This window comes from Desulfobulbus oligotrophicus (assembly GCF_016446285.1).
GTDB classification, from domain to species: domain Bacteria; phylum Desulfobacterota; class Desulfobulbia; order Desulfobulbales; family Desulfobulbaceae; genus Desulfobulbus; species Desulfobulbus oligotrophicus.
The window spans coordinates 2894737-2906728 of the sequence record NZ_CP054140.1 but is presented as its reverse complement, the minus strand read 5'-3'; the positions used below and the strand labels follow the sequence as shown (position 1 = coordinate 2906728).

General features: G+C 53.9%; 12 protein-coding genes. 9 read left to right on the top strand and 3 right to left on the bottom strand.

Annotation, left to right across the window (positions count from 1 at the left end; translation table 11 throughout):
* The first annotated feature begins 310 nt into the window (after nt 1-310).
* The 8 genes from HP555_RS13210 (at nt 311) to hflX (ending at nt 9170) form a co-directional block, all read left to right on the top strand.
* Complete coding sequence (locus HP555_RS13210; RefSeq protein ID WP_199263039.1) at nt 311-1393, top strand: IS5 family transposase; 1083 nt, start codon at nt 311-313, stop codon at nt 1391-1393.
* A gap of 178 nt (nt 1394-1571) precedes the next feature.
* The gene (locus HP555_RS13205) at nt 1572-2744 is read left to right on the top strand and encodes an exo-beta-N-acetylmuramidase NamZ family protein (protein ID WP_199263038.1); all 1173 of its coding nucleotides are present in this window, start codon (nt 1572-1574) and stop codon (nt 2742-2744) included.
* A gap of 44 nt (nt 2745-2788) precedes the next feature.
* Nucleotides 2789-3850, top strand: coding sequence for a UDP-3-O-(3-hydroxymyristoyl)glucosamine N-acyltransferase (lpxD, locus tag HP555_RS13200; protein ID WP_199263037.1), 1062 nt, complete (start codon nt 2789-2791; stop codon nt 3848-3850).
* Entirely contained in the window at nt 3847-4302 is a 456-nt protein-coding gene (gene fabZ / locus HP555_RS13195) for a 3-hydroxyacyl-ACP dehydratase FabZ (RefSeq protein WP_199263036.1), read from the top strand. The genes lpxD and fabZ overlap by 4 nt, the downstream gene beginning before the upstream one ends.
* Nucleotides 4303-4371: 69 nt before the next feature.
* Nucleotides 4372-5169, top strand: coding sequence for an acyl-ACP--UDP-N-acetylglucosamine O-acyltransferase (gene lpxA / locus HP555_RS13190; RefSeq protein WP_199263035.1), 798 nt, complete (start codon nt 4372-4374; stop codon nt 5167-5169).
* Nucleotides 5162-6010, top strand: a complete 849-nt coding sequence (locus HP555_RS13185; RefSeq protein WP_199263034.1) for an LpxI family protein — start codon at nt 5162-5164, stop codon at nt 6008-6010. The genes lpxA and HP555_RS13185 overlap by 8 nt, the downstream gene beginning before the upstream one ends.
* A gap of 58 nt (nt 6011-6068) precedes the next feature.
* Nucleotides 6069-7451 carry an asparagine--tRNA ligase gene (asnS, locus tag HP555_RS13180; protein WP_199263033.1) on the top strand — a complete coding sequence of 461 codons (1383 nt, stop codon included), beginning with the start codon at nt 6069-6071 and terminating at the stop codon, nt 7449-7451.
* An 18-nt stretch (nt 7452-7469) separates the two neighbouring features.
* Nucleotides 7470-9170: a GTPase HflX gene (hflX, locus tag HP555_RS13175; RefSeq protein ID WP_332908642.1), complete on the top strand. Its 1701-nt coding sequence runs from the start codon at nt 7470-7472 to the stop codon at nt 9168-9170.
* Here the strand turns inward: hflX and HP555_RS13170 are convergent.
* From HP555_RS13170 to pyrE, 3 genes are read right to left on the bottom strand one after another with little or no spacing between them, the layout of a single operon-like run.
* Nucleotides 9167-9643: a PilZ domain-containing protein gene (locus HP555_RS13170; RefSeq protein ID WP_199263032.1), complete on the bottom strand. Its 477-nt coding sequence runs from the start codon at nt 9641-9643 to the stop codon at nt 9167-9169. The genes hflX and HP555_RS13170 overlap by 4 nt on opposite strands.
* Nucleotides 9643-9813, bottom strand: coding sequence for a dual CXXC motif small (seleno)protein (locus tag HP555_RS13165; RefSeq protein WP_199263031.1), 171 nt, complete (start codon nt 9811-9813; stop codon nt 9643-9645). The genes HP555_RS13170 and HP555_RS13165 overlap by 1 nt, the downstream gene beginning before the upstream one ends.
* On the bottom strand, nt 9810-10376 hold the full coding sequence (gene pyrE / locus HP555_RS13160) for an orotate phosphoribosyltransferase (protein WP_199263030.1): 567 nt from the start codon (nt 10374-10376) through the stop codon (nt 9810-9812). The genes HP555_RS13165 and pyrE overlap by 4 nt, the downstream gene beginning before the upstream one ends.
* Nucleotides 10377-10789: 413 nt before the next feature.
* Here pyrE and HP555_RS13155 point away from each other — a divergent pair, with 413 nt between their 5' ends.
* The gene (locus HP555_RS13155; RefSeq protein ID WP_199263029.1) at nt 10790-11989 is read left to right on the top strand and encodes an efflux RND transporter periplasmic adaptor subunit; all 1200 of its coding nucleotides are present in this window, start codon (nt 10790-10792) and stop codon (nt 11987-11989) included.
* Nucleotides 11990-11992 lie beyond the last annotated feature (3 nt).

Below are 11992 nucleotides of genomic sequence, written 5' to 3'. Positions count from 1 at the left end.
GCTTGACGAAAGGCGGGTGGTTGGCTAGGAACAACCGCATCTTCTGGTTATGATCGGTTGGCTGAGGGCCCACAGGTGATTGTTTGTATACTGGAGATCAGTAGCCGGCGACTGCACAAGATGCTTTTTTTATTGCCGACCGGCACGCATCTGTGCTGCTGTTCTTTTCTTCTGCAGAAACAGTTGCCTATCTGATCAGACAGTTACATCGGCTTTAGCAGGCTGTTGAAAAACTCATAAATAACGGGACATACAAAACAATACCGTGTATTATCCAACCAATTGGAATAACTGACAAACAGGTGGGAATATGCGCGGTCCTGACATTCAGCAACAGAAATTGTTCAGCTATCTCTCACCCGAATCCCGGGTTCCCCAAACGCATCCCCTGCGCCCTATCCGAATCATGGCTGATAAAGCGCTGAAGGAACTCTCTCCCGTGTTTCGGGAACTCTACTCACGAACAGGACGACCATCGATTCCGCCCGAGCAACTGCTTCGCTCCCTGCTGCTGCAAATTCTTTATTCGATCCGTAGCGAGCGGATGTTGGTGGAACAGCTTGATTACAATCTTCTTTTCCGCTGGTTTGTCGGTCTGTCCATGGATGAAGCAATTTGGGATCACTCCGTCTATTCCAAGAATAGGGAGCGCATTCTGCACAGTGATCTTGCGGTGATGTTCTTACGATCCATCTGTTCCCAAGCCGAGGCAGCCGGACTCCTGTCCGACGACCATTTCACCGTTGACGGCACGTTGATCGAAACGTGGGCATCGCTGAAGAGCTTTCGGCCCAAAGATGAGGAGCCTCCGGTCTCTACCGGCGGCAACCGCAATCCGGCAGTGGATTTCCACGGGAAGAAGCGCCGCAATGACACGCACGCATCAGTCACCGATCCTGAATCCCGGTTGTTCAGAAAAGGAAAAGGCAAGGAGGCCAGGCTCTGCTTCATGGGGCATGTGCTGATGGAAAATCGGAACGGTTTGGTCGTCGATACTCGCCTGACCCAGGCAACCGGGACGGCTGAACGCGAGGCCGCCTTTTCCATGGCTTCCGATATTCCAGGTGTCCATCGGGTCACCATCGGCGCGGACAAAGGGTATGACTGCAAGGAGTTCGTCGATGACCTGCGCAGCTTGACTGTCACGCCACATGTAGCGCAGAAAGTCAAAGGTTCGGCCATTGATGGCCGGACCACCCGTCATGCAGGTTATGCTGTGAGTCAGAAAAAACGCAAACGGGTGGAAGAGATATTTGGCTGGATGAAGACCGTCGCCTGGTTACGCAAAGCCAGGTACAAAGGTGTGGAAAAGATTGACTGGCTGTTCACGCTCTCAGCGGCAGCCTACAACATGGTCCGAATGCGTAATCTGGGGGTAGTTGCCTCCGGGTAGGAGGGAAAACCCTCATCAGAGCGGCTTGAAGCGCCTCGGAAAATGAAAACCGGCAACGCATCATGACAAACAAACGGCCAAGGGCTCACTGTCAAAGAGCTATCGAAGGGCAAACAAACAACCCTTGTCTCGTGTTTTCCTGTTTTTCAACAGCCTGTTAGTATATTTTGGAGGTATCGTGGTTTTTTCCATTGGAATTGAAGAGGTGTGTCGAAACACGCATCCTCTGCTTGTTGGTAAACGTTTAGGGCTGCTGGTTAACCAGGCGTCAACAGATAGCCGATTTGTGCACAGCCGGGATCTGCTCAATGCAGTCTATCCGGGGCAGCTGACCTGTCTGTTTTCTCCACAGCATGGTTTTTTCAGTGAAAAACAGGACAACATGATCGAGTCCGACCACGGCATTGACTCTGCAACCGGGCTGCCGATCTACTCGCTGTACGGAGAAACACGGAAACCCTCATCTGCCATGCTTAGCAACATCGATGTCCTCCTGGTGGACCTGCCCGATGTCGGCACCCGTGTCTACACCTTTATATGGACAGTGGTACACTGCCTGGAGGCCACGGCTGACGCCGGCATACAGGTCATTGTTCTCGATCGGCCCAACCCCATCGGCGGTCATCTGGTGGAGGGCAATGTCCTCAGTTCCTCCTCTGCCTCTTTTGTCGGACGTTGTGCGATTCCCATGCGGCACGGGCTGACCATGGGAGAACTGGCCCTGTTCTGTAACCGTGAGCTGCAGATCAACGCTGATCTTGCTGTGATTCCGATGAAAAACTGGCGACGTTCCATGCTGTTTCCCGAGACCGGCTTTCCCTGGGTTTTTCCATCGCCCAACATGCCGTCTTTTGCAACCGCCCTGGTGTATCCCGGGCAGGTTATCTGGGAAGGAACCAATATTTCTGAAGGAAGGGGGACAGCTCTGCCCTTTGAGCTGGTCGGTGCACCCTTTTTAGACCATCGCCCGATACTTGACGTCTTAACGGTGCAGGATCTGCCCGGTTGCGTGTTGCGGCCGATTCGTTTTGAGCCGACCTCCGGTAAATGGATGCAGCAGACCTGCACAGGTTTTCACATCCACGTAACCGATGCTGTCCGGTTTCGCCCGTATCGAACCAGTCTGGCCCTGCTCCAGGCCATCTGTTCCCTGTATCCTGACCAGTTTGCCTATAAACCACCGCCGTATGAGTATGAGTTTGATCGATTACCCATGGATCTGATCATCGGTGATCAGCAGGTGCGTATTGCTCTTGAACAGGGTGTACCTGTTGCAGAGCTGGAACAGCAGTGGCAACCGGAGCTGGAGGCATATCATCAGCAACGGCGCACTGTTTTGCTTTACGAGTAGAAAAAAGTACAGTATTCTTTTTTATTTTGTGGAGAAGAGCTATCGTGACCCGTTTTTATACCCTGCAACAGCTGGCGGATGTAGTTGACGGACAGGTCGTGGGCGATCCCGAGACCCGTATTCATGGCCTGAACGGTATAGAGTATGCGCAGGCAGGTGAAATTACCTTTGTGCTTGAGAAAAAACAACTGCCGCTTCCAGAGCATTGCCGCGCCTCAGCCTGTATTGTCCCCGCCGATGCCGGTCCGCAGAAACTCCCTCTTATTATAAGTGACCAGCCGGCTGTGGCTGCGGCCCGCATCCACAACTATCTTTTAGCAAGACCGTTTCAGGCCGAAGGTGTTCATCCTTCGGCAGTGATCGGTGCTGACTGTGTGCTCCCGGAAGAGGTGACCATCGGCCCGCTTGTGTGCCTTGGTGATAGGGTTGTCCTCGGCCAACGGGTTACCCTGGGGCCCGGGGTGGTCATCGGTGAGGACACGGTCATCGGTGACGATACCCTCCTCCATGCCAATGTGACGGTCGCGGAACGCTGTGTCATCGGTAACCGTGTCATCCTGCATCATGGAGCGGTCATCGGTAGTGACGGCTTTGGCTTTGCCACAGATCGGCTGGGAATCCACTATAAAAAGCCGCAGGTCGGTACAGTACGGATAGATGATGATGTTGAGATCGGTGCCAACAGCTGTGTTGACCGGGCAGCCTTTGGCGTGACCTGGATCAAGACAGGAGCACGTATTGATAACCTGGTCATGATCGGACACAATGTCGTGGTCGGTGAGCATTCTGTTTTAGTTGCACAGACCGGTATAGCCGGCAGCACGAACCTGGGCCGCAACGTTGTTCTCGGTGCCAAGGCAGGTGTTGCCGGCCATCTGCATCTTGGTGACCGGGTCATGGCTGCGGCCAAAAGCGGTATCCACAATGATCAGCCTGATGGCGCCATGGTGGGCGGTACTCCGGCCATTGATGTCAAAAAGTGGGGACGTGCCGCTACGGCCTTCAGTCGTCTACCGGATATGCTCAAAGAGGTGCGCCGACTCCGCAGGGAGGTGGACCGGCTCGGCAGTTTACTCGAATCCGCAAAAAAGAAGGAACAGCAATGACAACATCCATTAAGGAAGTTCAGTTACCCATTGATACCAAGGGGATAATGGAGATATTACCGCACCGCTACCCCTTTTTGCTGGTCGATCGTATTGTTGAGTTGGAACTGGGTAAAAAGATCACCGGTATCAAGAATGTCACCATGAACGAGCCGTTCTTCCAGGGGCACTTCCCCGGCGAGCCGGTTATGCCTGGAGTGCTGATACTGGAGGCAATGGCACAGGTCGGCAGCATTCTCGTCTGTCTTTCCGATCAGGCCATGATCGGCCGCCTGGCCTATTTTGCCGGAGTTGACAAGGCCCGTTTCCGACGGATCGTTCGTCCCGGCGACCAGTTGATCTTACAGCTCTCCATGCTCAAGCAAAAGAGCAGGGTGATTAAGATGGCCGGGCAGGTCTTTGTCGATGACAAGCTGACCACTGAGGCGGAGTTGATGGCCAGTTTTGCCTGATGCCGGCATTTTTTAAACATATCGTTCCCCTGTCCCATTTTCCCTACTTACACTTAAGGACATACCTCCATGCCTATACATCCCACGGCAGTCATCGATCCCAAAGCTCAGCTTGACAGTTCGGTGATTGTCGACCCCTATGCGGTCATCGACGGACCGGTCAGCATCGGCCCTGAAACCAGGATCTGCGCCCATACGGTTGTTTCCGGACACACAACGATCGGTGCCCGCAATACCATCGGCTCCTTTGCCACCATTGGAGGGCCGCCTCAGGACATGCACTACAAGGATGAGCCCACCGAACTAATCATCGGTGACGGTAATCAGATCCGGGAATATGTCTCCATCCATCGGGCCACAGCCAAGGCAACCGGAAAAACCGTGATCGGCAACAGCAACATGATCATGGCCTACTGCCATATCGCCCATGACTGCGTCATTGCAGACCATGTGATCATGGCCAACGTTGCCACCCTGGCCGGACATGTGGAGATCGGCAGTCATGCCAACCTCGGCGGTCTGGTGGCGGTGCATCAGTTCTGCCGTATCGGGGAGTACGCCTATATCGGTGGCATGTCGGGTATCGGTCTGGATGTGCCGCCGTATGTGATTATGGAGGGCACCCGTAATCAGATGCGTATCGCCAGTATCAACAAGATCGGATTGCGCCGTGCCAGTATGGAGCGTGAGACCATCAAGAAGCTGGAAGAGGCCTTCAAAATTCTGTTTCGTTCTCCGGAAATTCTCCTCAAAGACGCCCTTGCCAAACTGGAGGAGGAGATGGGCGATTGTGCCGAGGTACAGAAGATGGTGCAGTTCTTTCATTCCAGCAAGCGCGGGGTCGTCAAACGTACACTCGATGATTGAAACTGCCGCAACATCGGCCATCGGCCTGATCGCTGGCGGCGGCCAGTTCCCGCTGCTCTTTGCCAAAGCGGCCAAAGCCCGGGGGCGAAGAGTGGTGGCCATTGCCCATGTCAATGAAACCGCAGCTGAGCTTGAAGCGTTGGCTGATCATACATACTGGGTGAAGCTCGGTCAGCTGGGGAAGATTATCGCCTCCTTTAAACGGGAAGATGTTCACGAGGCTGTCTTTGCCGGCACCATCACCAAGACCAGAATTTTCCACGATATCCTTCCCGATTTAAAGGGATTGACCTTATGGAATAAGATCGATCGCCGCCTGGATGACGCCATTCTTCGCGCTGTTGCCGACAGCCTGGAGAAAGAGGGGATACGGGTACTTGCCTCCACCTGTTATCTTGGACATCTGTTTTTCCCTCAAGGGCTGTTGACCAAGAAAAAACCAACAGCTGCCCAGATGGAGGATATCTGTTTTGGTTGGAGGATAGCTCGCGAGGTGGGTCGGCTTGACATCGGCCAATGTGTGGTGGTGCGGGATCGCAGTGTGCTGGCAGTGGAAGCCATTGAGGGAACGGATGCGACTATTCTCCGGGGTGGAAAGTTGGCGGGATCCGGCGCGGTAGTGGTCAAGGTAAAGAAACCCACCCAGGATTTCCGCTTTGATCTGCCGGCCACCGGGATACAGACAATTGAGACCATGAAAGCGGTCAGGGGAGCGGTGTTGGCGGTGGAAGCGGGACAGTCGCTTGTCTTTGATCAGCAGAGTATGGTCGATGCGGCCAATCGCGCCGGTATTGTTATTGTGGGTCTGGGTGAGGATGAGCATGGTGAACCAAAGTATTAAAAGAAGAACAGTGACACATGGCCCGGCATGGTTGATCGGAGCGGGGGGGAAGTAAGGGATGGCGGCAATACGGCGGATAGATGAAGTGCTGCGTCAACCCCGGATGGATGAAACCGTGGAGGTCTGCGGTTGGGTCCGTACCCGGCGTGATGCAGCCGGCCTTTCTTTTGTCGAGATCAATGATGGGTCCTGTCTTGCCAACCTGCAGGTGGTGGTTGAGCAGGGCCTAGTCAACTATACAACTGAGATCAGGAAACTCAGCACCGGCTGTTCGGTACGGGTGAGGGGAGAGATGGTGCCTTCACCGGCCAGAGGCCAGGCTGTAGAGCTTCGTGCCCGGACTGTTGTCGTCATGGGCTGGGCTGATCCGGACGTGTACCCATTACAGAAAAAGCGGCATAGTTTTGAGTTTCTCCGCTCTCTGCCACACCTCCGTTTTCGCACCAATGCCCTGGGAGCCGTTGCCCGCGTCAGGAGCGCTTTGAGTTTTGCCATTCATCGGTTTTTTCAGGAACAGGGGTTTCTTCAGGTGCATACCCCGGTGATTACCACCTCGGATTGCGAAGGAGCTGGAGAGATGTTCACAGTGACGACTCTTGAGCCGGAGCAGTTGTGTGCAGGCAATACTTTTGACGATGACTTTTTCGGCCGTCATGCAGGTCTGACGGTCAGCGGCCAGCTGCAGGCTGAGATTTTCGCCCTGTCCCATAGTCGTGTCTACACCTTTGGGCCAACTTTTCGTGCAGAAAATTCAAATACCAGCAGACATCTGGCGGAATTCTGGATGGTGGAGCCGGAGATGGCATTCTGCGATCTGCACGATGTCATGGCAACGGCGGAAACCATGGTGAAATTTCTGGTCACTGCGGTGATGGAGCAATGCGCAGAAGATCTGGTTCTCTTTGAACAGTTTGTTGCTCCGGGTCTGACCGACAGATTGCTGCAGCTCCGCGATCAACCCTTTGTTCGTCTGACCTATACCGAGGCTGTGACAGCTTTGGAGCGCTCGGGTAAAACTTTTGCCTTTCCGGTCCAGTGGGGCAGTGATCTCCAGGCCGAACATGAGCGCTATCTCTGTGAGGAGTTTGTCAAAGCTTCGGTTATCGTCACCAACTACCCGGAGCAGATCAAACCGTTTTACATGCGGCTGGATGATGATGAACGCACGGTTGCCGCCATGGACGTTCTGGTCGCGGGTATCGGCGAGCTGATCGGTGGCAGCCAGCGTGAAGAGCGTCTGGATGTGCTCACCCGCAGGATGATTGCGGCTGGACTTGATCTGGAGCAGTATGGCTGGTATCTCGACCTGCGACGGTTTGGTTCCGTGCCCCATGCGGGTTTTGGTCTTGGTTTTGAACGGTTGGTTCAATGTGTCACCGGGATGCAGAATATTCGCGACGTCATTCCATTTCCACGGACTCCGGGCAATGCCCCCTGCTGACCGTGTTTTTTGAAGGAGTTGAGTATCACTAAAGTTACCGGTAATACACATGGCTTAAAACCCAAACAGCTGCGCGACCTTGATCGGCTTGCCCAGAGAAAATGTGTGCCGGAGGAAATCGTCGGTCGCGAGATCGCTCGATCTCTGGCAACCTTGTCAACCGAGTTGAATCGGCAGATCGGTCTTCTGGTTCATCGTTCCGGCCGGATTGAGACTGTCATTGTCGGTGATTACGACCGGATTACCATTCCTGCCTTAGCCCATGTCGGAACCAGCGGTGGGCGACTGCGCGGTCTGCGCTGTGTGCATACCGTCCTGCATGCCAACGCCGCCGTGAGCGAGGAAGATATCATGGACCTTGCCTGCCTGCGGCTTGACCTGATGGCGGTCCTGACACTTCGTGACGGCCTGCCCGATCTGCTGCATGTGGTTCACCTCATCCCGCAGCAGGTGAACGGTCGTGACTGGAGTACCCTCGAGCCTTTCCACCCCGCCAATCAGCAACTCTCCTGTATTGAGCTGATTGAGGCCCTGGAAGAGGAGTTTGTTCGGGCACGTCCCGTTCATGAGGTCGATCAGGGAAAGGATCGTGCCATACTTGTGTCGGTAACTACCAGTTCACGGGCTGAGGCTGAGGATGCCATGACCGAACTGGTGGAATTGGCCCGTTCCGCCGGCGTCGAGGTGTTGGCGCAGGTGATTCAGCGTCGCAAACAACTTCACCCCCGATTCATTCTCGGTCGTGGCAAGCTGATGGAGATTGTCCTTATGAGTCTGCGGCTCGGAGCCAATCTGCTTCTTTTCGACCAGGAACTCAGCCCATCGCAGATCCGATCGGTGACCGACCATACTGATCTGCGGGTGATCGACCGTACGCAGCTGATTCTTGACATCTTTGCCAGTCGAGCCCGTTCTCGAGAGGGGAAGCTGCAAATTGAGATGGCCCAGCTGAAATATATGCTGCCCAAGCTGACCACTCGTGATGACGCCCTGTCCCGGCTGACCGGGGGCATCGGGGCGCGCGGTCCCGGTGAAACCCGTCTGGAAGTTGATAAACGGCGGATCAACGACCGCATCAGTCGTCTCAACAAGGAACTGAAAGCTGTGGGCGATCAGCGGTATTATCGGCGTACCCGCAGGCGGAAACGTGATGTTCCGGTCATCTCTCTTGTCGGCTATACAAATGCCGGCAAGTCAACTCTGCTCAACACGCTGACCAAAAGTGAAATCCATGCCGAGGATCAGCTGTTTGCCACCCTTGATCCCACCAGCCGCAGATTACGCTTCCCCCAGGATATGGAGGTTATCATCACAGATACGGTTGGCTTTATCCGTCATCTGCCCGCAGATCTTCTCAAGGCCTTTGAGTCAACGCTGGAGGAGCTGTTTGAGGCGGATCTGCTGTTGCATGTGATCGATGTGGCCAATCCCTCCTGGCGGCAACAGGTCACCGTGGTGGAGCGTATCCTGGCTGATCTGGAACTGGATGATATCCCCTGTCTGAAGGTGTTGAATAAAACAGATCGTCTGTCACCGGAAGACCGGCTGCAGCTGAGCCTGTCCGAAGAAGGCGTAGGGATCAGTGCCCTGCATCCGGACACGCTTGAACCGCTGTTACTTCGTGCCCAGGAGATCTTGCAGGGGGTGTTGCAGAAGAGAGGGGCCATGGTCTGGGACCAGAGTGAGCTGCTGCAGGAGGAAGAGGGGAGTGAGGGTTAGTTCTGAAGATAAAATCCCAGAGCTTTATCAAGTTCACCATGACATCTGAAGGCGCAGCCAACAGTATTCTGGCGTACTGATACAACGACAGCCTGTTTTTTCAGTGCGGTTTTGTTTTTATCGTTGAGTTGAAACTCGAGCAACAGCTCCTGATCTTTTTTGATATTGTGTCTTCCTGATACAGTAAAAGCCAGGCCGCCCCGGGATATGTTGGTGATGTGGATAATGCCGCCACCCGGATCTTTGCTGCCGGTGATCTGATAGGTGCCGGACAGGCTGGTCTGTTTCCGATAATTTTTTCTGAAGTTCAGAAGCACGGTGAACACCTGCTGACAACGGCACTGTGCCTTGACGCTGTGGTGACTGTAGCGGAAGGTTTTGGTCATGATCGGTTTAGCTGTGCCGCAGGCCGGACAGATAAGTGTTGCCGAGTCGTTTTCGCGGACATGTGCCGTTATCTGCAATGCGTTCATCAGTCGTAAATAATGCAGGTGAATCGTTCGAGTTCTGCCTCGGTTTCCGGATCAAGGTCTGCTGCAACCTCATGAATCTGATATTCTTTTTTGCAGGTGCAACACTGCAGTCGAACCTGACGACATCGCCGTAAAATCTGTAACAGTTGTCCGCATTCCTTGCAGTTCATGGTGTCTTGTCCTTGTTAAGGAGTTGTTCGCGGGTAAAGACCGCTTTGAGCGGATAACCTCTGGTTGCAAGAGCTTCAGCACCGCCTTCCTGCCGGTCAACAATGGTGGCCACCAGGCCGACGCGAAACCCCTCATTCTCGACCCGTTCAATGACCTTTAACAGTGTACCACCGGTGGTGACCACATCTTCGACCAGGGCCACCAGCCCGCCCGGCTGTAGATTATTCTTACCTTCAAGAAAGTTGCCGGTCCCATGACCTTTTGCCTCCTTGCGGACGATGAAGGCCGGGATGGGTTTTTTCTCCAGATAGCTGACCAGTGAAACAGCCGTGACCAGCGGATCTGCTCCCAGAGTCATCCCCCCAACTCCCATGATAGGCTCGTGATGCTGACGAATCAAATTAAAAAGCAGACGACCGCATAAATATGCACCTTCAGCATCTAAAGTTGTCTGCTTGCCGTCAACGTAAAAGTCTGATGTCTGACCGGATGTGAGTGTAAAGGTGCCTTTTCGGTAGGATTTTTCTAAAAGCAGTTCTTTAAGACGCTGTCGTTCGTTCATATGTTGCCTCTTGTTTTTGATATAATTTCAGGAAAGAATACCTTTTTTTGTGGGATTTCCAAAAGGATTTCTCTGTAAACAATCTCTGAAAGATCCGAGACAAAGATGATACGATAAACAGGGATGGCTGCCGGCCGGGGATCGGTATCGTTATACACCGTGATTGCAGCAGAGATCAGGTTGGCAGCAAAGGTACAGGGATGACGGTAACTGTCTGCTGAGAGCAACGAATCGCTGTCAACACCCGGCTGTTCTCATTCCCTGGTTTGGGTTCAGCTGCACGGGACACATTTTTTCAGATTCTTTCTCTTTTTGTTTGCATACATTCATGATTGTATGTATAAAAGCGACCTTATTCAGTCAGCCAAGAATGGTCCCCCAGCGGGATTTTGGGAACACAGGAGATTACGTCCATGAAAAGAATCGTTGGAAATACGATGGTTTTTCTCTCATTTCTAGTCTTTGGTCACTTGCTGGGAGGCTGCAAGGATACCTCGCAGCCGGGATCAGGTGCACAGATGCCGGTGGAGGTCGATGTCCTCACCGTTGCACCGCAAGGGTTGGATATGGTCACAGAGTTGCCGGGCAGGACTGCTGCCTTTCGTATTGCTGAGGTACGTCCGCAGGTGGGGGGGATTATTCAGAAACGGTTGTTCACCGAAGGCAGTGAAGTGCAGGCCGGACAGCTCCTGTATCAGATCGACCCGGCAACCTATCAGGCAGGGTTTGACAGCGCCAAGGCAGCATTGGCAAAAGCCGAGGCACAGGAGCACTCCAACCGCTTGAAAGCGGAGCGATACCGTGTACTGGTGCGGACCAAGGCCGTCAGTGAACAGGAGCAGGTGGAGATCGAGGCTAACTGGCGACAGTCAGTGGCTGACGTGGCCGCTGCCAAGGCCGCCCTGGCAACTGCACGCATCAACCTTGAATACACGCGGGTCACCGCTCCTATTGGCGGTCGTATCGGTAAATCAACAGTTACCGAAGGGGCGCTGGTGACCGCCCAGCAGGCGAATGCCCTGGCAACCATTCAGCAGCTGGATCCCCTTTATGTTGATGTCAGTCAGTCAAGTTCTGAACTCCTCAAACTCAAAAAAGAGATTGAGGCCGGTATTACAGCACAGAGCGATAATGGAGCATCTGATGTGAGAGTGTTGCTGGAAGACGGCAGTGAGTATGCTCAGCCCGGTACTCTTGAGTTTTCAGATGTGACTGTTAACCCGACCACCGGCACTGTTACCATCCGGGCGATTGTCCCCAACCCCAAGCTGGAGCTGTTGCCCGGTATGTTTGTACGTGCCCGGATCAGCAAGGGATACCGGCCTGAGGCGATCTTGGTGCCCTCGGTCAGCCTGAGCCGGAACAGCAAAGGGCAATCCTATGTCATGGTGGTTAACGACAAGGGAGAGGTTGATGTCAGGATTGTTGAAACCGGTCAGAATGTCGGCCCACAGGTCCTTATCACCCGTGGTCTTGTCATCGGAGAGCGGATCGTTGTTGCCGGGTTGCAAAAAATACGGTCGGGCGTGCCTGTTAAAGCTGTGGAACAGGCAAAGAATACCGTTGCAGAAAGATCCCCTGCAGCCAACGACTCTTTAGGAAAAACGGAGTAAGTC